Raw genomic sequence first — 21,703 nt, forward strand, 5'->3', positions numbered from 1 at the left:
GGGACGCGGGAAGACAGAGCATGGCGTGAAACAACTTTACTTAGGTAATGAATATTCCGCGCGACGGCGTGTGCCAGGTCACCGTCCATCTGAGTATGGGCTACTATACCTAGCTATGCGTCCACAACTTTCCGACCATCCGACCGTGCAGGCGGTACGAGCCAGGCGGCGCGCCACGCCGGCACCGGTGATCGACGCCGACTGGCTCCGTGAGATCTGTCTGGCCGCCGGGGCCGACGACGTGGCATTCGCCGCCGTCGACAACCCGGACCTGGAAAGCGAACGCGAGCATGTCGAGGCCGCACTGCCCGGCACCCGGAGCTACATCTCGCTGGTGGTGCGGATGAATCGGGACAACGTCCGCTCGGTGGCCCGAAGTGTGGCCAATCAGGAGTTCCACCGCAGCGGGGAGATCATCAACGAGGCCGCGCACCGGATCACCCGGGCCCTCGAGGACGCCGGCCACCGGGCATTGAACCCCTCGGCCACTTTCCCGATGGAGATGGACCGCTACCCCGGCCGGATCTGGGTGGTCGCCCACAAACCCGTCGCGGTGGCCGCCGGACTGGGTGTGATGGGCATCCACCGCAACGTCATCCATCCCAAGTTCGGCAACTTCGTCTTGTTGGCCACGATTCTCGTTGACGCGCCGGTCAGCAGTTACGGTGCACCACTGGACTATTCACCGTGCCTGGAATGCAAGCTCTGTGTGGCGGCCTGCCCGGTGGGTGCGATCAAGAAAGACGGCGAGTTCGACTTCCTGGCCTGCTCGGTGCACAACTACCGTGAGTTCATGGGTGGGTTCACCGACTGGGCGCAGACCATCGCCGACAGCGAAGATGCAGCCGACTTTCGTTCACGGGTAACCGATTCGGAAAACGCCTCGATGTGGCAGAGCCTGTCGTTCAAGGCGAACTACAAAGCGGCCTACTGCCTCGCGGTCTGCCCCGCCGGCGAGGACGTCATCGAGCCCTATCTGGACGACCGCAAGGCTTTCATGGACCTGGTGTTGCGGCCGTTGCAGGAGAAAGTGGAAACCCTTTACGTGCTGCCCAATTCAGCGGCAAAGGCACATGCCGAGCGGCGTTACCCGCACAAGCCGGTCAAAGTCGTCGACTCCGGGGTGCGGGGGCGCGCGTAGGCTGGTCCGATGGAGCGGGCGCTCGGCTGGATGGGTGTGTTCGGTGCGGGTCTGGCGATCGTCGCGGTGCTCGCTCTCGACGCCACGCTCGGCGGTCAGCACACCCGCGGCAGGCAATTGCGTTCGGCCACCATCTCCGAATACGTGTACACGTCGGGCAGTATGGCTTTCGTCGTGGCCGTGCTGGTGCTGGCGGTCGCGTCAGTGGCACTGCTGCACGGTCTGATCCGCGCCGGACGGGTGCGGCTGCGCTCGGCCGGTTCGGTGTTGATGATGCTGTGGGTGGTGGGCCTGCTGGGCGTCGTCGCGTTTCCCAAGCACAACTGGGTCACCGGTCCGAGCGCCTCGGGCACCGTGCACCGGGTCGCCACACTCCTCGCGTTCGTTGCATTGCCGATGGCGGTATTGCTGATCGCCCGTGGCAGCGACATCGCCGTTCGAGCGGCCAGATGGCTTACGGCAATCGGAATCGGTTGGCTGGCAGTGCTGTTCGGGGCGATCGCGGTCGGCGTGGCGACTGATCGATCGTGGTGGAGACTGATCCCGCTCGGCGTGGTGGAACGAGGGATCGCCGGGTTCGAGGTGGCTGCGCTGATTGCGCTGGGGCTGTGGCTGGTACGTGGTGGGCGCGCCGATCCTGCTCACGAGCGGAAGGCGTCATCGCGTCGAGAACGTCATATACCTGCCACCAGCGAGCCTCGTGTTCCAGCGGGGAGATCCGGCCCTCCGCAAGATCCAGATCCGCATGATCCAGCGTCCGCGCCATGACGCGCAGCTGTGAGTAGCGTCGCTCTGTCTCGTCATGGCGAGCGCCCGCGATCGTGATCGCCCACAGGGTGCGCACCCGCATCCGCGTCTCACCGGCCATCGCGAATGTGATTGCCCCGGCGGCGATGTAGAGCATCGTCCCAGCGATCAACGCGGTTGCGGACATGCCGGCAGCCTCGCCGCCGATCTGCAGGACCAGCCACAGCGCGGCTCCCCAGAGCGGCCAGCTCCGCCACGCTCGCACCACGCGTCGGTCCCATGCGGTGATACCCGGCGGGAACACCACCAGGCGATAGCGGGCGACGCCATAGCGCGCCGGGTAAGCGTCGAAGGAACCCCAGACAGAAGTGGTCACGCACTCAGGTCTACGCCCGGCCCAGATCTCCGTCGTCGGTCTATACGGAATCCTGACGCCCGGCGGCCCAACCCTTACGGGTTCACCAGGCGTGCACCTGATTCTGGGCTGTCTCCAGGCCGGCCTCGATCAGCAGTTCGGTGGCGTCGGCGGCCTGCTCGCAGATCGCCGGGACCTCCGTGCGCTCGGCCGCGGTGAACGGCTCCAGGACGTACGCCGCCGGATCCTTGCGTCCCGGCGGCCGGCCGACCCCGATGCGGACCCGCTGAAAGTTCTTGGTCCCCAACGCGTTGGCCACAGACCGCAAGCCGTTGTGGCCGCCCTCGCCGCCGCCCAGTTTCAAGCGGATTCGGCCGAAGTCGATGTCGAGCTCGTCGTGGATGACGATGATGTCGGTCGGCATGACCGAGTAGAACTTCGCCAATGGACCGACCTGGCGGCCCGACTCGTTCATGTAGGTGCGCGGTTTGGCCAGCACCACGGGACGATGCGCGAGCCGGCCGGTCACGATCTCCGCGCCGGAGCGCTTGTGCACCTTGAACTGTGCGCCGATGCGACCGGCCAGCACGTCGGCCACCATGAAACCCAGATTGTGCCGGGTCTTGGCGTACTGCGGGCCCGGATTGCCCAGGCCGACAACCAGCAGGGGATCGGCCACGAAGCAGTCTTACTCGGCCTCGGCCGACTCGCCCTCGGGGGCTTCGGCTGCCTCGGCAGCGTCGGCGGCCTGCTCCTCGATCGACTCGCCGCCGCCCTCGGCCTCGAGCTCCTCGGCCGACGGGGCGGTCACGATGTTGACGACCAGCAGTTCGGGATCGCTGATCAGCGTCACGCCGGCGGGCAGTTCGACCTGGCTCGCGGTGATCTGGGTGCCTTCCTCGGCGCCCTCGATCGACACGACGAGCTGCTGGGGGATCGACATGGCGTCGGCCTCGATCTCGATGGTGCTGGCGTCCTGGGTGACCAGGGCGCCCGGTGCGGCGTCACCCTCGAGGGTGACGTTGACCTCGACGGTCACCTTCTCGCCGCGGCGGACCACGATCAGGTCGGCGTGCTGGATGCTGCGCCGGATCGGATGCACCGAGAGGGCCTTGGTCAGCGCCAGCTGCTCGGTGCCATCGACGTCGAGGGTCAGCACCGCGTTGGTGCCGGCCTTGCGCAGGACGGCGGCGAAGTCGTGGGCGTCGAGCTCGAGGTGCTGGGGGTCGGTGCCGTGGCCGTAGAGAACGACGGGAACCTTGCCCTCGCGGCGGGCCTGGCGCGAGGCGCCCTTGCCGGTCTTGCCGCGCACGGCGGCGGTGAGGTTGTTGGTGGCGTTCTTGGCCATGATGGGTGCTCCTGTTGCCTGTCGTGGGTCATCCGCACGGCTGAGGCAGGCACCAATGAGAGGAAGCCTCGTCGATAACGGTGGCTGGACCACCCTCGCCGTGACGCGGCCACCAGGGTAGCCGATCAGGGGTTCAGAGCGGAAATTCGATGCCGGTGAGCTGCTCGGACAGCCGCCATAGCCCGGCGGCGGTGGTCTGATTGCGGGCCAGCGGGCTGCGCGGTGACTGGCCGGTCGGTCCGCGCATGGCGAACTTGGGGCCGATGAAGCTGTTGCCGGGCAGATCCTCGGCGGCCGCGTACAGGGTCTGGCGGGCGCCGAAGTCGGCGCTGGTGGCGAACACGGCATTGCCGGCGTCCCAGATCCGGGTGCCCATCCTGTTGCCGGTGTGGCCCTGCAGGTTCGTCGCCGAGTAACCGGGGTGGGCGGCGTGCGACTTCAGCGGTGATCCGGCGGCGTCGAGGCGCTTCTGCAGCTCACTGGTGAACAACAGGTTCGCCAGCTTGGACTGGCCGTAGGCCAGCCACGCGGAATACGGCCGGGCCTTCCAGTTCAGGTCCTTGAGGCTGATCTTGCCCAGCAGGTGCATGAACGACGAGACCGTGACCACCCGGTCGGTGATCTTGGGTAGCAGCAGGTTGGTCAGTGCGAAGTGGCCGAGATGGTTGGTGCCGATTTGGCTCTCGAATCCGTCCTTGGTGACGGCATAGGGGACCGCCATGATCCCGGCGTTGTTGATCAGGACATCGACGCTGCGCACGCCTGCGGCGAAGTCGCTGATCGAACTCAGGTCCTGCAGATCGAGGCTGCGCACCTCGACATCGCCGGTCATGGCGGCGGCGGCTTCTGCGCCCTTGGTCGCGTTGCGGCACGCCAGAATGGTGTGTGCGCCGACGCGCGCCAGCTCGCGCGCGGTGATCAGCCCCAACCCGCTGTTGGCTCCGGTGACGATGACGGTCCGTCCGGCGAACGACGGCAGATCTGCGGCGGTCCAACTCATGGCAGTCACTCTAGGGGGACGGTGCGGCGGGGGAGACGCTACTTCTTCAGGGCTGCTTTTTCAGGGCGACGTTGAACCCGGCGATGATCGCCTCGACGTCGGTGGACGCCGCCGCGGCCTGATCGGCCAGCGTGGTGACCGTCAGCTGCACCAGGTAGCGCTGGAACGCCGGTGCCGGGGTCACCGGGATCACCACCCGGTTGTAGGAGTGCAGTCGCTTGCCGTTGAGGTCGTAGCTGCCCTCGATCATCGACGACGGGAAACCCTTGAAGTCAGCGCTGGAGGCGTTGAGTTTGGTGAAGTTCTGACTCATCTCGGCGTCGGCGCTGGCGTGCTTGAGCGCCTCGCCCACGTCGAAGTTGCCGGTCAGCTTGAACACGATCACCATCGCCGTCGGGTAGGTGTTGTTCTTCGCGATGACTTCGGTGCCCGGCGAGAAGTTCGAGTTGTCGTACTTGGTCCAGCCCTTCGGCCGCGGCAGTGTGACGGTGATGTCGGTGAGCTTGTCCAGAGGAATCTGCTCGCCGATCACGCCGACGCCGTAGAGATACTCGGCGATCGGCTGCGGCTTGCCCGAGGTGGTCGGGGCGGCCGTGGTGGTGGTCGCCGGTGTGCTCCAGATCGAGGAGTAGTCCGGCGGCGTCGACCCGCACGCCGCCACTGTCGTGGCCAGCGCGATGCACAGGACTGCGCTACCTGCCCTCACAGAATGTCGTGCACCGATTCGATCGGTCGGGCCAACCGGGTGCCCTTGTCGGTCACCACGAACGGGCGCTCGATGAGGATCGGGTTGGCCGCCATGGCATCCAGCAGCTCGTCATCGCTGGCGTCGGCGAGATTCAGTTCGCTGTACAGGGATTCACGCTTGCGCACCGCGGTTCGTACCTCGATACCGGCGTCGGCGATCAGCTTGGCGATCTCGGCGCGCGACGGCGGCGTCTTCAGATATTCGACGATCTCTGGCGCAATCCCGTTGTCGCGCAGCAGGTCCAGGGTCTTGCGGGAGGTGCTGCAGCGGGGATTGTGATAGATGGTGCCTGACAACTATGCGTCCCCGTCGAAAAGGCCTGTCACCGAACTATTTTCGAAAACCGCGCGGATGGTGCTCGCCAGCAGCGGGGCGATCGAGAGCACGGTCAATTGCGGGAATCGCTTGGATTCGTCGATCGGCAGGGTGTTGGTGACGATCACTTCGCGGGCACCGCTGTCGGCCAGTCGCTCACGGGCCGGGTCGGACAGCACGCCGTGGGTGGCGGCGATGATGACGTCCTTGGCGCCGTCGTCGTGCAGCAGCTTGACCGCGCCCGCGATGGTGCCGCCGGTGTCGATCATGTCGTCGGTGAGCACGCAGGTCTTGCCGGCCACATCACCGACCACCCGGTTGGACTTCACCTGGTTGGGCACCTTCGGGTCGCGGGTCTTGTGGATGAACGCCAGCGGTGTGCCGCCGAGGGCGTCGGCCCACTTCTCGGCCACCCGCACGCGACCGGAGTCCGGCGAGACCACCACGACGTTCTCGCAGTTGTAGTTGTCCCGGATGTACCCGGTCAGCAGCGGCTGGGCCCGCATGTGGTCGACCGGCCCGTCGAAGAAGCCCTGGATCTGATCGGTGTGCAGGTCCACGGTGACGATGCGGTCGGCGCCCGCCGTCTTGTAGAGGTCGGCGACCAGACGGGCGGAGATGGGCTCGCGGCCGCGGTGCTTCTTGTCCTGGCGGGCGTAGGGATAGAACGGCAGGATCGCGGTGATCCGCTTGGCGCTGCCGCGCTTGAGCGCGTCGATCATGATCAGCTGTTCCATCAGCCACTTGTTCAGCGGCGCGGGATGAGACTGCAGGACGAAAGCGTCGCAGCCACGGACTGATTCGTCGAAGCGGACGAAGATCTCACCGTTGGCGAAATCTCGTGCGGTCTGCGCGGTGACCTGGACGTCGAGCTCTTTGGCGACCTGATCCGCCAGCTCCGGGTGCGCGCGGCCCGAGAAGAGCATCAGATTTTTGCGGTTGTCGGTCCAGTCCGTGCCCACTGTGTGCTGCCCTTGCCGGTCGGGGATCGATACGGGCCAATCGTACGGTGCTACGACCCCGGGTTACCAAAAAGGCAACATCTGGCGACAACGATCACCCGGTCGCGTCGCCCGACTCGGACTCTTTCGCCTTGGCCGCGGCCTGCGCCGATGCACTGCCGGGTCGCTTGTGCAGTACCCAGTCCTCGATGTTGCGCTGTGGCCCAGCCGACACCGCCAGCGCGCCCGGGGGCACGTCGTCGCGCAGCACGGTGCCCGCTCCGGTGTAGGCGCCGTCGCCGACGGTGACGGGCGCGACGAACATGGTGTCGGAGCCGGTGCGCACGTGCGAACCGATGGTGGTGCGGCTCTTGTTCTCGCCGTCATAGTTCACGAACACACTGGACGCCCCGATATTGCTGTGCTCGCCGATGTCGGCGTCGCCCACGTAGGTCAGGTGTGGAACCTTGGTGCCCGCGCCGATGACGGCGTTCTTGGTCTCGACGAAGGTGCCGAGCTTGCCCCCCGCGCCCAGGTAGGTGCCGGGCCGCAGATAGGTGAACGGGCCGACGGTGGCCCGTGCGCCGATCACCGACAACTCTGCGTGCGTGCGAATGACCGTGGCGTCGTCGCCGACCTCCATCGAGGTGAGCGTGGTGTCGGGTCCGATGGTGCAGCCAGACCCGATCGAGGTAGCGCCGAGGAGTTGGGTGCCCGGGGCGATGACCGTGTCGGGTCCGATCTCGACGTCGACGTCGATCCAGGTGGTGGCCGGATCGGTGATGGTGACTCCGGCCCGCTGGTGGCGTTCGACGATCCGCCGGTTCAATTCCGCTCCCAGCGCCGCCAGTTGCACGCGGTCGTTGATGCCGGACACCAGCGCGTGGTCCGCGATGTGTTGCGCCCGGACCACATGTCCGTCGGCGCGGATCAACGCGATCACGTCGGTGAGGTAGAGCTCCCCCTGGGCGTTGTCGGTGCGCAGCCGGGTCAGCGCCGATCGCAGCGCGGCCGCCTCGAAGGCGTAGATGCCCGAATTGATCTCGGCTACGGCGCGCTGATCGTCGTCGGCGTCGGCATGCTCCACGATCGCGGTGACCGCGCCGTCGGCATCGCGCATGATGCGGCCATAGCCGGTGGGATCGGCCACTGTCGTGGTCACGACCGTGACCCCGGCCCCGCCGTGGGTGTCGGTCAGCGACATCAGGGTGTCACTGTCGAGCAGCGGCACGTCGGCGGTGGTGACGATCACGGTGCCGGCGAAGTCGTCAGGCAGCCCGGACAGTCCGACGCTGACCGCATGCCCGGTGCCCAGCTGCTCTTCCTGCACGACCGTGACGGCCTCGCTGTTGACCCGGGACACCTCGGCGCCAACCTGGTCACGGCCATGTCCGACCACGACCACGATGTGGCTGGGCTTCAGATTCGCTATCGCATGCAGAGTGTGCGCGAGCATGCTGCGCCCGCCGAGGGTGTGCAGGACCTTGGGGGTATCGGAGCGCATCCGGGTTCCGGCCCCGGCCGCCAGGACCAGGACGGCGGCATCGGTTTGTGTGGTCACCTGGACCTCCATCACTAAAGCTCCGTCGCCAGGACTCGAACCTGAACTATCTGAACCAAAATCAGAGGTGCTGCCGATTACACCACGACGGACTGGCCGAAATATCCGCCTGAGACTCTAGTGCAAACAGCTACGCTCCTCCGGAGGGCAGGAGCGCAGCGACTCGGGAAGGCTGACAGCGTGGCAGCACCGGAGAAGGAGCCGCGGGCACCGCGCGCCCGGATGACCGGAACCGAACGCCGGCGTCAGCTGATCGACGTCGCGCGGAGCCTGTTCGCCGAGCGCGGCTACGAGGGCACCTCCATCGAGGAGATCGCTCAACGCGCGAACGTCTCCAAGCCCGTCGTCTACGAGCACTTCGGCGGCAAGGAAGGCCTGTACGCGGTGGTCGTCGACCGCGAGATGTCGGCCCTGCTCGACGGGATCTCGTCGTCGCTGACCAACAACCGGTCCCGGGTGCGGGTGGAGCGGGTGGCGCTGGCCCTGCTGACCTACGTCGAGGAGCGCACCGACGGTTTCCGCATCCTGATCCGTGACTCACCCGCAGCGATCAGCACCGGCACCTACTCCAGCCTGCTCAACGACGCCGTCAGCCAGGTGTCCTCGATCCTGGCCGGCGATTTCGCCCGCCGCGGCCTGGACCCCGTGCTGGCCCCGCTGTATGCGCAGGCCCTGGTCGGTTCGGTGTCGATGACCGCGCAGTGGTGGCTCGACACCCGCGAACCGAAGAAAGAAGTGGTCGCCGCCCACCTGGTGAACCTGATGTGGAACGGGCTGACGCATCTGGAAGCCGATCCGCAGTTGGAAGGTGAGTGACCAGGCGACCTGCGTCACAGCGCGCGAGCGAATCGCGGCCCGCCGCAACGTCTTCGGTCCCGCCGCCTAGGATGGATGCATCATGACCGCACCGGGGCAGGAGTATGTTCACACCCCGATCGCGGGGCTGGTGGACTTGGCGCTGACCGCGCCGGAATTTGTCGAACTCGCGCAGCGGGCCGCCGAGCGTCCCGAAGAACTCGCGCTGGTCGGACCGGCAAGTTCTCAGCTGTATGCCGCCTGCGCGGTCGCCCGTAAGGGTCCGCTGCTGGTGGTTGCCGCGACGGGCCGCGACGCCGACGACCTCACCGCCGAACTGCGGGGTGTGTTCGGCGACTCGGCGGCGATGTTCCCGTCCTGGGAGACCCTGCCGCACGAGCGGCTCTCGCCCGGGGTCGACACTGTGGGTGCGCGGCTGATGCTGCTGCGCCGGTTGGCCCGCCCCGACGACGAGCGCCTTGGGCCGCCGCTGTGCGTGGTGGTCACCACGGTGCGCTCGCTGCTGCAGCCGATGGGCCCCGACGTCGGCACCGTCGAACCGGTGACGCTCACGTCCGGCGCTGAGTTCGATTTCGACGCCTTGATCGCACGCTTGGTCGAGCTGGCGTACACCCGCGTCGACATGGTCGGCAAGCGCGGCGAATTCGCGGTCCGCGGCGGCATTTTGGATCTCTTCCCGCCGACGGCCGAGCATCCGGTCCGGGTGGAGTTCTGGGGCGACGAGATCAGCGAGATGCGGATGTTCTCGGTGGCCGATCAGCGATCCATCCCTGAGATCGACGTGGACAGCGTGGTCGCGGTCCCGTGCCGCGAGCTGTTGCTCACCGACGAGGTTCGCGCGCATGCCGCCGAGTTGCTGGCCGGCCGCCCGCACGGCGATAACAACCAGGTCAGCGGCAGCGTCGCCGACATGCTGGCCAAGCTGGCCGAGGGCATCCCGGTGGACGGGATGGAAGCGCTGCAGCCGGTGCTGCGACCCGACGACCTGACCCTGCTCGTCGACCACCTGCCCGATGGCACCCCGATTCTGGTGTGCGATCCGGAGAAGGTGCGCACCCGCGCGGCCGACCTGATCAAGACCGGCCGGGAGTTCCTCGAAGCGTCCTGGTCGGTGGCCGCTCTGGGCGGTGACGCCCCGATCGACATCGAAGAACTCGGTGGGTCCGGGTTCCGCGAACTCGACGAGGTCCGGGCCGCGGCCCGCGCGACCGGTCACCCGTGGTGGACGGTGAGCCAGCTGGCCGCCGAGGACGCCATCGAACTCGACGTGCGGGCCGCCCCGTCGGCCCGCGGCCAGCAGAGCAATGTCGACGAGATTTTCGCGATGCTGCGCGCCCATGTGATGACCGGCGGGTTCGCCGCCGTCGTGGCCCCGGGTACCGGCACCGCACACCGGGTCGTCGAGCAACTCGGCGAGCGAGACACCCCGGCCGCGATGCTGGAAGCCGGCCAGGCGCCGAAGGCCGGTGTGGTCGGCGTGCTCAAAGGCCCGCTGCACGACGGCATCATCGTGCCCGGCGCCAACCTGGTGGTGATCACCGAAACCGACCTGACCGGCAATCGGGTGACCGGCACCGAGGGCAAGCGGCTGGCGGCAAAGCGCCGCAACACCGTTGACCCGCTGGCGCTGACCGCGGGCGACCTGGTGGTGCACGACCAGCACGGTATCGGGCGATTCGTCGAGATGGTCGAGCGGACCGTCGGCGGCGCGCGGCGCGAGTACCTGGTGCTGGAGTACGCGTCCAGCAAGCGGGGGCAGTCGGCCGACAAACTGTTCGTGCCGATGGACTCCCTTGATCAGCTGTCCCGCTACGTCGGTGGCCAGGAGCCCAGCCTGAGCCGTCTGGGCGGGAGCGACTGGACCAACACAAAGACCAAGGCGCGCAAGGCTGTTCGCGAGATCGCCAGCGAGCTGGTGGCGCTCTACGCCAAGCGGCAGGCCGCGCCGGGCCACGCGTTCGGCCCGGACACCCCGTGGCAGGCCGAGATGGAGGACGCGTTCGGTTTCACCGAGACGATCGACCAGCTGACCGCCATCCAGGAGGTCAAGTCCGACATGGAGAAGCCGGTCCCGATGGACCGGGTCATCTGCGGCGACGTCGGTTACGGCAAGACCGAGATCGCGGTGCGCGCGGCGTTCAAGGCGGTGCAGGACGGCAAGCAGGTCGCGGTGCTGGTGCCGACCACGCTGCTGGCCGATCAGCACCTGCAGACGTTCAGTGCGCGGATGGCCGGTTTCCCGGTGACGGTGAAGGGCCTGTCGCGGTTCACCGACCCGGCCGAGTCGCGTGCGGTGATCGAGGGAATGGCCGACGGCAGCGTCGACATCGTCATCGGCACGCACCGGCTGCTGCAGACCGCGATCCGCTGGAAGGACCTCGGCCTGGTGATCGTCGACGAGGAGCAGCGTTTCGGCGTCGAGCACAAAGAGCACATCAAGGCGTTGCGCACCCACGTCGATGTGCTGACCATGAGCGCCACCCCGATTCCGCGAACGCTGGAGATGAGCCTGGCCGGCATCCGGGAGATGTCGACCATCCTCACCCCACCGGAGGAGCGCTACCCGGTGCTGACCTATGTCGGTGCCCACGACGACAAGCAGGTCGCCGCGGCGCTGCGGCGCGAATTGCTGCGAGACGGGCAGGTTTTCTACATCCACAACCGGGTCAGCAGCATCGACGCCGCGGCCGCACGAGTCCGCCAGCTCGTACCTGAGGCGCGGGTCGTGGTCGCGCACGGCCAGATGCCCGAAGAGCTGTTGGAGCGCACCGTCGAGGGCTTCTGGAACCGCGAGTACGACATCCTGGTCTGCACCACGATCGTCGAGACGGGTCTGGACATTTCGAACGCCAACACCCTGATCGTCGAGCGCGCCGATACCTTCGGCCTGTCCCAGCTGCATCAGCTTCGTGGCCGGGTCGGCCGCAGCCGCGAGCGTGGCTACGCCTACTTCCTGTACCCGAAGGAGATGCCGCTCACCGAGACCGCCTACGACCGGCTGGCGACCATCGCCCAGAACAACGAACTCGGTGCGGGCATGGCAGTTGCCATGAAGGACTTGGAGATTCGTGGCGCGGGCAATGTGCTCGGTGCCGAACAGTCCGGCCATGTCGCCGGCGTGGGATTCGACCTGTACGTCCGGCTGGTGGGCGAGGCCGTCGAGGCCTACCGGGCCGCGGCCGACGGCCAGACGGTCACCACTTCCGAGGAACCCAAGGATGTGCGCATCGATCTGCCGGTCGACGCCAATCTGCCGCCGGACTACATCGGCAGTGACCGGCTGCGGCTGGAAGCCTATCGCCGGCTGGCCGGGGCCGGCGACGATGCGGGCATCGTCTCGGTGGTCGAAGAACTCACCGACCGCTACGGACCGCTGCCCGAACCCGCGCAGCGGCTTGTCGCGATGGCCCGGCTGCGCCTGGTGTGCCGCGGGTACGGGGTGACAGAGGTTGCTGCCACCGGAAGTGGTTCGGCCACAACGATTCGCGTTTCGCCGTTGACGCTGCCCGACTCCGCGCAGCTCCGACTGAAACGGGTATATCCCGGTGCGAACTATCGTGCGACGACCTCCACGGTGACGGTGCCGATTCCGCGGTCGGGCAGCGGTGTCGGCGCCCCCCGGATCCGCGACCTGGAGCTGGTGCAGATGGTGGCCGATCTGCTTCGCGCACTTGACGGACAACCCCACGGCGAGCTTGATATAACGACGCATCTACCGGCAGGCACGACGAGGGGAGAGCGGTGACCGTCATCCTGGTCGATCCGCGCCGTCCGTCACTCGTGCCCGTCGAGGCGGTTGAACTGCTCGGCGGCGACGTGCAGTACACCGAGGAACTGCCGGTCAAGGTGCCGTGGTCGCTGCCGTCGGGACGGCCGGTGTTCACCGGTTCTGATGCGCCGGTGCTGCTCTCGTCCGATCGGCAGCATCCCGAAGTGCGAGCCCGGTTGTCCGCCGGTGAGCGGCTGATCGCCGCGCCCGCCCCGCACTCCGGCGAGCGGCTGGTCGACGCGGTGGCGATCATGGACAAGCTGCGCACCGCCGGGCCGTGGGAGAGCGAACAGACCCACGACTCGCTGCGGCGCTACCTCCTGGAGGAAACCTACGAGTTGTTCGATGCGGTCCGCGGCGGCAACCTCGAAGAGTTGCGTGACGAACTCGGAGATGTGCTGCTGCAGGTGCTCTTCCACGCTCGGATCGCCTCCGAAGCACTCGATGGTTTCACCATCGACGACGTGGCTGACGCGCTGGTGCGCAAGCTGGGCAACCGGGTGCCCGCGGTGCTGGCCGGGGAATCGATCTCGCTGGAGGATCAGCTGGCGCAGTGGGAGCAGCGAAAGTCACTGGAGACCAGTACGCGGCTGTCCTGTGTCGACGACGTGCCCACGGCTCAGCCCGCGCTGGCGTTGGCGCAGAAGGTGATTGCCCGGGTGACGACCGCCGGGCTGCCGCCGGAGCTGATCCCGGCATCGATTGTCACCGTGACGGTCGCGGCGGAGCGCGATGCCGAGAACGAGCTGCGCACCGACGTGCTGGAGTTCATGGACACCGTACGGGCCGTCGAGCGCGCGATCGCGGCTAACCGGCGCGACACCGACGCCCCGACCGAGCTCGATGCCGCCACGGCGTTGGGTGCCGTGAGCCCCGACGAGTGGCGCAGGCATTGGCCGGCGCCGGACGCCGAGCCGGTGGAGCTCCCGCTGGTCCCCGAGGTGGTCACCGACGACGACGTGCTCGACGACGTCGACATCCTGCGGGTGGACGACGATCTGGACCTACCCGAGCTCGCCGACGACCTCGCGGTCGGTGAACTGGTCGACGTCGATGTGGATGTCGACGCCGATCAGCCCAGCAGCGTTGAACCCCAGTAGTCACCGTCGCGCAGCCCCGGCGGCACGGCGAAGATCCCGCTGCCGGTGTGGGTGATGTACTCGTTGAGCAGATCGCGGCGGGCCAGCTCCATCTGCATGGGGATGAACTGGGTCGCCGGGTTGCGCACGAACGCGATGAAGAACAGCCCGGCGTCCAGGTGCCCGAAGCCGTCGGAGCCGTCGGTGAAGTTGTAACCGCGCCGCAGGATCTGGATGCCGTTCAGGTGCTGCTGGGATGCCAGCCGCACGTGGGCGTCGCGGTCGATCAACGGCTCGTTCTTGTTGTCGACGATGTCGAAGTTCAGCTCCTCGAACTCCTGCTTGAGTCCGTTGGGCGCCCCGCTGCCCTTCTGCCTGCCGATCACTCGCTCCTGCTCGAGAAGCGTTGTGCGGTCCCATGATTCGATCCGCATCCGGATGCGACGGCTGATCATGTAGCTGCCGCCGGTCATCCAGTCCGGGCCGTCGCCCTTGGCCACCCACACCTGCTGGTTCAGCGTGTCGGTGTCCTCGGCCTTGATGTTCGCGGTTCCATCCTTGAACCCGAACAGATTTCGCGGTGTCGACTGTTCCCGGGTGGTCGAGGAGGTGCGGCCGAACCCCAGCTGGGAATACCGCACCGCGACGGTGCCGAAGCCGACCCTGGCCAGATTGCGGATCGCGTGGACCGCGACCTGGGGGTCGTTCGCGCAGGCCTGCACGACGATGTCGCCCCCGCAGCGGGCCGGATCCATGGTCTCGTTGGGGAACTTGGGCAGGTTCTCCAGCAGCGCCGGCTTCTGGCCGGCCAGACCGAAGCGGTCCTTGCCGTCCTTGAGGAACAGCGAGGGACCGAACCCGATCGTCAACGTCAGCTGCGACGGCGTCAACCCCAGCGCCTCACCCGTATCCGACGGTGGGGCATAGGGATTGAGGCCGACTGCGCCGTCGTGGACGGCTTCCTGGCCGGCGGTCATCCGCTCGGCCATGCCGGTCCACTCCTTGAGCATCGCGACGAGGTCGGCTTTGGACTCGGTTGTCACGTCGAACGTGGCGAAGTGCATCCGATCCTGGGCCGGCGTGACGATCCCGGCCTGGTGCTCGCCGCGGAACGGCACCGGCTTGTCCAGTCCGTGATCGAGCGAGCTGGCCGCGGACGCCCGGCCCGCGAGTGCCCCGGCGCCCGCGGCGCCCACTACCGCGGCGGTGACGCCTGCCGCGCCGAACAGCTTGCGCCGTGACATTCCCGACGGTGCCGGCTGCTGGGAAGATGCCGCCGCCGGTGCGCCGTCGTTACTGGGGAGCGATGACACCCTGCACCTGGCTTACCTCTTTGCTCAGCGCGTCGATCGCACGCGAGAGTTCCTGCCGCGCAGGCTCGGTCACGGTGTCGTAGAGCACGAAGCCGTCACCCTTGCGGTACTTGGCCAGCAGCGCCTCGACGTCGGCGAAGCCCTTGTCGACCCGCTTGCCCAACTCGGGGTCGCGGCTGTCGAGGATCGGCCGAACCGAGGCCACCGCGGTCTGGCTGCCCTGGACGTTGGCGTTGAAGTCCCACAGGTCGGTGTGGCTGAAGATGTCCTCTTCACCGCTGATCTTGCTGGCCGCGATCTCATCGAGCAGACCCTGTGCGCCACCGGCGATCTGGGTGGAGTCAATGGTCCAGCCGGGTGCCTTCACGCCGTCGTTGAGCTCCTTGACGTCCGCCATGAGCTGGTCGGCCAGCGCGCCGGCGTCAGGCTGCAGACCGGTCACCCAGAGCTGCTTCTCCAGCGCGTGGAAGCCGGTCCACTTCTGGCCGGGTTCGAGGTCGGCCTCGCGAAGGTCGATGCGCGGGTCGAGGTCGTTGGGGAACGACTCGGCCACCGGCTCGATGCGCTCGTAATAGGTACGCGCGACCGGGTACTGCGCCTTGGCGGCCGCGACGTCGCCCTTCTTGATCGCGTCGACGAACAGCTGGGTGGCCGGGATCAGGGCGTCGGTCTGGCTGTTGACGTAGCGCTTGTAGCTGTCGGCGGCTTCCTTGAATTCGCCCTTCTCGTCGACCGCGACGGAGTTGCCGGTCACGGTGAAGTCGCTACGAATGCCGTCGCCGATCATCCCCGGCTTGCATGCGGTCTGGTACTTACCCGGCTCGGCGAGCTGCACGACGAGCTTGCGCTGCAGGCCGGGGGAGATGTTCTCGACCTCACCCATCACCCGCTCGCCCTCGCCGTAGACGTAGAACTCGGTCACCTTGGTCCCGTTGTTGGTGATCACGAACGTGCTCGGCCCGGTGGCGGCCTGGGTGCCCGACAGCTTGCAGTCGGTGTCGGTGGCGTTCACGGTGATCTCGGACGGTGCCTTGCTGCTCGAGTCCGCCGACTTCGTTTCCTTGGCGGTGCATCCGGCCAGTGAAACTCCGGCGAGAATCGCGGCGACGGCGGCGGTAGAAGTCTTGATGCCGTAGGGCAGCGTCACTTATGGGACCTTTCGGTGAGGGGAGAACGCTCCGAGTCTTCGGAGGCGGTGTCTTCGGAGGCGGTGTCGGTGGAGATCTCGGCGGCCGGTGCGGGCTTCGGGGCCGCCTTGGTGGGCCGAAGGAACAGGGCGAGCACGATGACGATGTAGGCCAGCCAGAGGACGAGCTGCAGCACCGTCGGGGTCGGGGTGATGTTGAAGACGCCCTGGACGATCTCGCCGTACCAGGCCGACCAGTGTTCGGAGCTGATGTCGAAGGCCTTGGCGCCCAGGCCGGGCAGCCAGCCCACGGTCTGCAGGGCCCCGATGCCGTAGGACAGGACGCCCGCGGCCACCAGGATCAGGAACACGCCGGTGTAGGAGAAGAACTTTGCCAGGTTGATCCGTACCGCGCCGGCGTACATGCCGCAGGCGATGACGGCGGCGACCAGCACGCCGATCAGCAATCCGAGCAGGGGCCAGGCGGTCTCGGCTTCGGCGAAGCCGACCATGAACAGCGCAGTCTCGACGCCTTCCCGGCCCACGGCCAGAAACGCCAGCGCGAAGATGGCGAATGCGCCGGTCTCGAGTGCCTTCGACATCCCGGCCCGCAGCTCACCGGACAGGCCGGCGGAGGCTTTGCGCATCCACAGCACCATCGAGGTGACGATCACGACGGCCACCAGCGAGGCCACTCCGGCGATGGCTTCGGCCGCCAGGCCGGTGATCGTGTAGGCGCCGTATTGGATCGTCAAGAACACGGCGACGGTCATCAGCACTGCCGCGCCCACGCCCAGCCAGACCCACTTCAGGGCGTCGCGGCGGTCGGATTTCACCAGGAATGCGACCAGGACCATGACGATGATCCCGGCCTCCAGGCCCTCGCGGACGCCGATCAGCCCGCTGCCGAACAGCTGCGCGCCGACATTGGGGGCGGCCGCGCTGAATGTCGTGTGGATGCCGCTCGGGATGTCCGCCAGGTGGGTCATCGCGCGTCCTAACTCACTGCCGAGAATGCTGGTCAAGCAAGGCTTACCAAATGAAGGATCGGCTCACCTTAACAGACGGTAGGTAACGAAGTTACCGGCCGTTCGGCCTCACCGGTAGGGGCTAACGACCCGGGAGCCGTGGGACGATGAACATGTTTGGTTGGGCCCGAGGAGTGCTGTGTTGTCAACGCGTTGGCTGCGTGCTTTCGCCGTCATTGCGGCGGCGGCGATGTTGCTGGCGGCCAGTTGTTCCTGGCAGCTGGGCACGCCGATTCCGGACGGGGTGCCACCGCCGCCCGGCGATCCGGTGCCCGCCGTCGACACCCACGCCAAGGGCCGGCCGGCCGATCAGCTGCACGACTGGGCGGCCCAGCGGGCGCCGGCACTCGGTATCCCGATCACCGCGCTGGAGGCGTACGCGTACGCCGCTCGGGTGGCCGAGGTGGAGAACCCCAACTGTCACCTGGCCTGGACCACGCTGGCCGGCATCGGCATGGTCGAGAGCCACCACGGCACCTACCGCGACGCCGTCGTCGCGCCGAACGGGGACGTCAGCCCGCCGATCCGCGGCGTCCACCTCGACGGCACCAACGGCAACCTCGAGATCATCGACGACGAGAAGACGCTGAGCAATGACGAGCCGATCTACGTCCGGGCGATGGGACCGATGCAGTTCATCCCGGAGACCTGGCGCCTCTATGGCGTCGATGCCAACAATGACGGGGTGATCAGTCCGGACAACATCGACGACGCGGCGCTGTCGGCGGCCGGGTATCTGTGCTTTCGGGGCAAGGACCTGGCCTCGCCGCGCGGGTGGATGAACGCACTGCACGCCTACAACCACTCCGACCAGTACGCCCGCACGGTGCGCGACTGGGCGACGGCATATGCGCAAGGGCACGCGCTCTGAGCGCGCTGTCGACACTCACCCAATTCTTGGGGCGCTGCCGCGCTTGGGACCATCTAGGCTGTTCGTCGCAGACCACGACGCAAGGAGAGAGCCAGTGCCCATCATCGAGCAGGTCGCGGCCCGCGAGATCCTCGACTCCCGCGGCAACCCGACCGTCGAGGTCGAGGTGGCCCTGATCGACGGCACCTTCGCCCGTGCCGCCGTCCCATCCGGCGCGTCGACCGGCGAGCACGAGGCCGTCGAGCTGCGCGACGGTGCGGCCCGGTACGGCGGCAAGGGTGTCGAGAAGGCCGTGGAGGCCGTGCTCGACGAGATCGCGCCGGCGGTCATCGGCCTCTCGGCCGACGATCAGCGGCTGGTCGACCAGGCCCTGCTGGACCTGGACGGCACCCCCGACAAGTCGCGGCTGGGTGCCAACGCCATCCTCGGCGTCTCGCTGGCGGTGGCCAAGGCCGCCGCCGACAGTGCGGGTCTACCCCTGTTTCGTTACCTGGGCGGACCCAATGCCCACATCCTTCCGGTGCCGATGATGAACATCCTCAACGGCGGCGCGCACGCCGACACCGGCGTCGACGTCCAGGAGTTCATGGTCGCCCCGATCGGCGCGCCGAGTTTCAAGGAGGCGCTGCGCTGGGGCGCCGAGGTCTACCACTCGCTGAAGTCGGTGCTCAAGAAGCAGGGTCTGTCCACCGGGCTCGGTGACGAGGGCGGTTTCGCGCCGGACGTCGCGGGCACCAAGGCCGCGCTCGACCTGATCGGCACGGCGATCGAGGCGGCCGGCTTCACGCTCGGCACCGACGTCGCGCTGGCACTCGATGTGGCGGCGACGGAATTCTTCACCGCCGGTAAGGGTTACGCCTTCGAGAAAGAGGTGCGCACCGCCGAGCAGATGGGCCACTTCTACGCCGACCTGCTCGATTCCTACGCGCTGGTGTCGATCGAGGATCCGCTGTCCGAGGACGACTGGGACGGCTGGGTCGAGCTCACCACCGCCATCGGCGACCGGGTGCAGCTGGTCGGTGACGACCTGTTTGTCACCAACCCCGAACGGCTCGAGGACGGTATCGAGCGGGGCGCGGCCAACGCATTGTTGGTGAAGGTCAACCAGATCGGCACGCTCACCGAGACTCTCGACGCCGTCGCGCTGGCACACAACAGCGGCTACCGCACGATGATGAGCCACCGCAGCGGCGAGACCGAGGACACCACCATCGCCGACCTGGCCGTCGCCGTCAGCAGCGGTCAGATCAAGACCGGTGCGCCGGCCCGCAGCGAACGGGTTGCCAAGTACAACCAGTTGCTGCGCATCGAGGAAGCACTCGGCGACGCCGCGCGCTACGCCGGCGATCTGGCGTTCCCGCGGTTCGTGGTCGGCGAATAGCCTCCAGAGATCCGAAAGAGACTGTGGCGGAAAGCAAGCGGCCCGACTCGAGACGACGCTCACCGGCCTCCCGGCCGGGGGGCTCGGGTCGTGTCCGCTCGCGTACGTCGCCGTCGGCCAAGAAAGACCCCCGTCCCACCGAGACCAGAGCCAAACCGGAAGCGGTCGGAGTTGCCGGGCCCGCGGCGTCCGAGACCGGGCACACGGTCACCGAACCTGTCCGCCGTGCCATCGCGGCGTCGGCGGAGCGTCAGAGCGAACAGCGGCTGGGCTTCACCGCGCGTCGTGCGGCCATCCTGGCGGCGGTGGTCTGCGTGCTCACCCTGACCATCGCCGGGCCGGTACGCACGTACTTCGCGCAGCGCACCGAGATGAAGCAGCTCGCCGCGTCCGAGGCCGCGCTACGCAAGCAGATCGCCGATCTGGAATCGCAGAAGGCCAAGCTGGGTGATCCGGTGTACATCGCGGCGCAGGCCCGCGAGCGGCTCGGTTTCGTGATGCCCGGCGACATTCCCTACCAGGTGCAGCTGCCGCAGGGGGCCGTCGTCACACCCGATACCGGCCCGGAGGCCACACCGGTGCGCAGCAACGACCCCTGGTACACCTCGTTGTGGCACACCATCGCCGACACCCCACACGGGCCGCCACCGGTTCCGGCGGCCGATCCCGCGCCGGCACCGGAACCCGGTCCACCACCACCCCCGGCGCCCGGTGGTTGATCCCGCCGATCTCGACGCGGTGGCGCGGCAGCTCGGGCGCGAGCCGCGCGGCGTACTGGAGATCGCCTATCGCTGCCCGAACGGTGAACCGGCCGTGGTGAAGACCGCGCCCCGGCTGCCGGACGGGACTCCGTTCCCGACGCTGTACTACCTGACCCATCCGGTGCTGACCGCCGCGGCGAGCCGGCTGGAATCCGACGGGCTGATGCGCGACATGAGTGAGCGGTTGGCCCAGGACCCGGAGCTGGCCGCCGCCTACCGGCGGGCTCACGAGTCCTACTTGGCCGAGCGCGACGCGATCGAGCCGCTGGGAACCACGTTCACCGGGGGTGGCATGCCCGACCGCGTCAAGTGTCTGCACGTCGTGATCGCGCATTCACTGGCAAAGGGCAAGGGTGTCAACCCATTTGGCGATGAAGCGCTGGCGCTGCTGGCCGCCGAGCCGGGGATGGCGGGAATCCTGGACAACGAGGAGTGGACATCATCGTAGAGACGAACCGGGTTGCGGCCATCGACTGCGGCACCAACTCGATCCGGCTGCTGATCGCCGACCTCGCCGGGGACCGCCTGCGCGATGTGCACCGGGAGATGCGCATCGTTCGGCTGGGTCAAGGTGTGGACGCTACCGGGCAATTCGCCCCTGACGCACTGGCCCGCACGCAGGCGGCGCTGGCCGACTACGCCGCGCTGCTCAAGCAATTCGGCGTCGGCAAGGTGCGGATGGTGGCGACGTCGGCGACTCGGGATGCCGCCAACCGCGACGAGTTCTTCGCGATGACCGCCGAGGTGCTGGACCCGGCGGTGCCCGGTGCGGTGGCCGAGGTGATCACCGGGCAGGAGGAAGCCGAGCTGTCGTTCAATGGTGCGGTCGGCGAACTCGACAGCGCCGCAGCGCCGTTCGTGGTGGTCGACCTCGGCGGCGGATCGACCGAGGTGGTGCTGGGCAACGGGGTCCGGGCCGGCGGCGTGCAGGCCAGCTTCTCCGCCGACATCGGATGCGTGCGGCTCACCGAACGCTGCCTGCACTCCGATCCGCCGACCGCGGCCGAGATCGCCGCCGCCCGCGAGGTGGTGCGGGAACGTCTCGGCGAGGCGCTGCGGGTGGTGCCGGTGGAGCAGGCCGCGACCTGGGTGGGGGTGGCGGGGACCTTCACCACGATCGCCGCGCTGGCCCACCGCATGACCACCTACGATCCGGCGGCGATCCACCTGTCGCGGGTGGGCTTTCCGGACTTGCTGGCGGTGTGCGACCAGCTCGTCGGGATGACCCGCAAGCAGCGCGCCGCGCTCGGCCCGATGCACGAGGGTCGCGTCGACGTCATCGGCGGCGGTTCGATCGTCGTCGAGGAACTCGCCCATGCGCTGGGGCAGCGGGCCGGGATCGACGAACTGGTGGTCAGCGAGCACGACATCCTCGACGGCATCGCGCTCTCGCTCGCCTGAGC

General features: G+C 67.7%; 20 protein-coding genes, 1 tRNA gene and 1 pseudogene. 10 read left to right on the forward strand and 12 right to left on the reverse strand.

The annotated features are described in order from the left end of the window. Window positions 1–115 precede the first annotated feature (115 nt). Window positions 116–1,141 carry an epoxyqueuosine reductase gene (locus G6N32_RS05150; RefSeq protein WP_115316954.1) on the forward strand — a complete coding sequence of 342 codons (1,026 nt, stop codon included), beginning with the start codon at window positions 116–118 and terminating at the stop codon, window positions 1,139–1,141. Window positions 1,142–1,150: 9 nt separating this feature from the next. Further along, entirely contained in the window at window positions 1,151–1,909 is a 759-nt protein-coding gene (locus G6N32_RS05155; protein ID WP_115316952.1) for a DUF998 domain-containing protein, read from the forward strand. On the opposite strand, the pseudogene G6N32_RS29275 reads toward G6N32_RS05155, so the two are convergent. The 9 genes and pseudogenes from G6N32_RS29275 to G6N32_RS05195 all read right to left on the reverse strand — a co-directional run. After that, window positions 1,863–2,264 (reverse strand): annotated as a pseudogene (locus G6N32_RS29275) (DUF6611 family protein); the annotation flags it as partial. The gene G6N32_RS05155 and the pseudogene G6N32_RS29275 overlap by 47 nt on opposite strands. An 82-nt stretch (window positions 2,265–2,346) precedes the next feature. Continuing rightward, the gene (gene pth / locus G6N32_RS05160) at window positions 2,347–2,922 is read right to left on the reverse strand and encodes an aminoacyl-tRNA hydrolase (protein WP_115316950.1); all 576 of its coding nucleotides are present in this window, start codon (window positions 2,920–2,922) and stop codon (window positions 2,347–2,349) included. Between the two features lie 9 nt (window positions 2,923–2,931). After that, on the reverse strand, window positions 2,932–3,591 hold the full coding sequence (locus tag G6N32_RS05165) for a 50S ribosomal protein L25/general stress protein Ctc (protein WP_115316948.1): 660 nt from the start codon (window positions 3,589–3,591) through the stop codon (window positions 2,932–2,934). Window positions 3,592–3,724: 133 nt separating this feature from the next. Continuing rightward, window positions 3,725–4,591, reverse strand: a complete 867-nt coding sequence (locus G6N32_RS05170; RefSeq protein ID WP_115316946.1) for an oxidoreductase — start codon at window positions 4,589–4,591, stop codon at window positions 3,725–3,727. Window positions 4,592–4,637: 46 nt separating this feature from the next. Next, window positions 4,638–5,297 carry an LpqN/LpqT family lipoprotein gene (locus G6N32_RS05175; RefSeq protein WP_115316944.1) on the reverse strand — a complete coding sequence of 220 codons (660 nt, stop codon included), beginning with the start codon at window positions 5,295–5,297 and terminating at the stop codon, window positions 4,638–4,640. Then, window positions 5,294–5,635, reverse strand: coding sequence for an arsenate reductase (glutaredoxin) (gene arsC / locus G6N32_RS05180; protein WP_115316942.1), 342 nt, complete (start codon window positions 5,633–5,635; stop codon window positions 5,294–5,296). The genes G6N32_RS05175 and arsC overlap by 4 nt, the downstream gene beginning before the upstream one ends. Further along, entirely contained in the window at window positions 5,636–6,616 is a 981-nt protein-coding gene (locus G6N32_RS05185; RefSeq protein ID WP_163789131.1) for a ribose-phosphate diphosphokinase, read from the reverse strand. It lies immediately after the preceding gene. Window positions 6,617–6,710: 94 nt separating this feature from the next. Beyond that, the gene (gene glmU / locus G6N32_RS05190) at window positions 6,711–8,168 is read right to left on the reverse strand and encodes a bifunctional UDP-N-acetylglucosamine diphosphorylase/glucosamine-1-phosphate N-acetyltransferase GlmU (RefSeq protein ID WP_115316940.1); all 1,458 of its coding nucleotides are present in this window, start codon (window positions 8,166–8,168) and stop codon (window positions 6,711–6,713) included. An 8-nt stretch (window positions 8,169–8,176) separates the two neighbouring features. Next, window positions 8,177–8,248: transfer RNA gene (locus G6N32_RS05195), tRNA-Gln, on the reverse strand. A gap of 130 nt (window positions 8,249–8,378) precedes the next feature. Between G6N32_RS05195 and G6N32_RS05200 the strand changes: the two genes are divergently transcribed. The 3 genes from G6N32_RS05200 to G6N32_RS05210 all read left to right on the forward strand — a co-directional run bounded on the left by G6N32_RS05200 (window position 8,379) and on the right by G6N32_RS05210 (window position 13,841). Beyond that, window positions 8,379–8,972, forward strand: coding sequence for a TetR/AcrR family transcriptional regulator (locus tag G6N32_RS05200; protein ID WP_168215105.1), 594 nt, complete (start codon window positions 8,379–8,381; stop codon window positions 8,970–8,972). 82 nt (window positions 8,973–9,054) lie between these two features. Beyond that, entirely contained in the window at window positions 9,055–12,717 is a 3,663-nt protein-coding gene (mfd, locus tag G6N32_RS05205) for a transcription-repair coupling factor (protein ID WP_115316936.1), read from the forward strand. Further along, entirely contained in the window at window positions 12,714–13,841 is a 1,128-nt protein-coding gene (locus G6N32_RS05210) for a nucleoside triphosphate pyrophosphohydrolase (protein ID WP_115316934.1), read from the forward strand. The genes mfd and G6N32_RS05210 overlap by 4 nt, the downstream gene beginning before the upstream one ends. Here G6N32_RS05210 and efeB read toward each other — a convergent pair. From efeB to efeU, 3 genes are read right to left on the reverse strand one after another with little or no spacing between them, the layout of a single operon-like run. Further along, entirely contained in the window at window positions 13,814–15,133 is a 1,320-nt protein-coding gene (gene efeB, locus G6N32_RS05215; protein WP_410432572.1) for an iron uptake transporter deferrochelatase/peroxidase subunit, read from the reverse strand. The two genes, G6N32_RS05210 and efeB, sit on opposite strands and share 28 nt — an antisense overlap. Further along, entirely contained in the window at window positions 15,114–16,280 is a 1,167-nt protein-coding gene (gene efeO / locus G6N32_RS05220; protein ID WP_115316930.1) for an iron uptake system protein EfeO, read from the reverse strand. The genes efeB and efeO overlap by 20 nt, the downstream gene beginning before the upstream one ends. Next, complete coding sequence (gene efeU, locus G6N32_RS05225; RefSeq protein WP_115316928.1) at window positions 16,277–17,248, reverse strand: iron uptake transporter permease EfeU; 972 nt, start codon at window positions 17,246–17,248, stop codon at window positions 16,277–16,279. The genes efeO and efeU overlap by 4 nt, the downstream gene beginning before the upstream one ends. 178 nt (window positions 17,249–17,426) lie before the next feature. On the opposite strand from efeU, the gene G6N32_RS05230 reads away from it, so the two are divergent. The 5 genes from G6N32_RS05230 to G6N32_RS05250 all read left to right on the forward strand — a co-directional run bounded on the left by G6N32_RS05230 (window position 17,427) and on the right by G6N32_RS05250 (window position 21,701). Then, window positions 17,427–18,158 carry a lytic transglycosylase domain-containing protein gene (locus tag G6N32_RS05230; RefSeq protein ID WP_115316926.1) on the forward strand — a complete coding sequence of 244 codons (732 nt, stop codon included), beginning with the start codon at window positions 17,427–17,429 and terminating at the stop codon, window positions 18,156–18,158. Window positions 18,159–18,252: 94 nt separating this feature from the next. Then, window positions 18,253–19,539, forward strand: a complete 1,287-nt coding sequence (eno, locus tag G6N32_RS05235) for a phosphopyruvate hydratase (RefSeq protein WP_115316925.1) — start codon at window positions 18,253–18,255, stop codon at window positions 19,537–19,539. A 23-nt stretch (window positions 19,540–19,562) separates the two neighbouring features. Beyond that, window positions 19,563–20,258 (forward strand): FtsB family cell division protein, encoded by a 696-nt coding sequence (locus tag G6N32_RS05240; protein WP_115316923.1) that lies wholly within the window; start codon window positions 19,563–19,565, stop codon window positions 20,256–20,258. Next, on the forward strand, window positions 20,251–20,748 hold the full coding sequence (locus G6N32_RS05245) for a DUF501 domain-containing protein (protein WP_115316921.1): 498 nt from the start codon (window positions 20,251–20,253) through the stop codon (window positions 20,746–20,748). The genes G6N32_RS05240 and G6N32_RS05245 overlap by 8 nt, the downstream gene beginning before the upstream one ends. Continuing rightward, a complete protein-coding gene (locus G6N32_RS05250) occupies window positions 20,733–21,701 on the forward strand; it encodes a Ppx/GppA phosphatase family protein (RefSeq protein WP_272871142.1) in 969 nt (322 codons plus the stop codon). The genes G6N32_RS05245 and G6N32_RS05250 overlap by 16 nt, the downstream gene beginning before the upstream one ends. Window positions 21,702–21,703: the final 2 nt, after the last annotated feature.

This window comes from Mycolicibacterium aichiense (genome assembly GCF_010726245.1).
Lineage (GTDB): Bacteria > Actinomycetota > Actinomycetes > Mycobacteriales > Mycobacteriaceae > Mycobacterium > Mycobacterium aichiense.

Bases quoted from the DNA above. Each gene is read 5' to 3' on its own strand.
- G6N32_RS05170 (WP_115316946.1), bottom strand. From the start codon at position 4,591: ATGAGTTGGACCGCCGCAGATCTGCCGTCGTTCGCCGGACGGACCGTC.
- efeU (WP_115316928.1), bottom strand. From the start codon at position 17,248: ATGACCCACCTGGCGGACATCCCGAGCGGCATCCACACGACATTCAGC.
- G6N32_RS05150 (WP_115316954.1), top strand. From the start codon at position 116: ATGCGTCCACAACTTTCCGACCATCCGACCGTGCAGGCGGTACGAGCC.
- G6N32_RS05200 (WP_168215105.1), top strand. From the start codon at position 8,379: ATGACCGGAACCGAACGCCGGCGTCAGCTGATCGACGTCGCGCGGAGC.
- G6N32_RS05165 (WP_115316948.1), bottom strand. From the start codon at position 3,591: ATGGCCAAGAACGCCACCAACAACCTCACCGCCGCCGTGCGCGGCAAG.
- G6N32_RS05155 (WP_115316952.1), top strand. From the start codon at position 1,151: ATGGAGCGGGCGCTCGGCTGGATGGGTGTGTTCGGTGCGGGTCTGGCG.
- mfd (WP_115316936.1), top strand. From the start codon at position 9,055: ATGACCGCACCGGGGCAGGAGTATGTTCACACCCCGATCGCGGGGCTG.
- glmU (WP_115316940.1), bottom strand. From the start codon at position 8,168: ATGGAGGTCCAGGTGACCACACAAACCGATGCCGCCGTCCTGGTCCTG.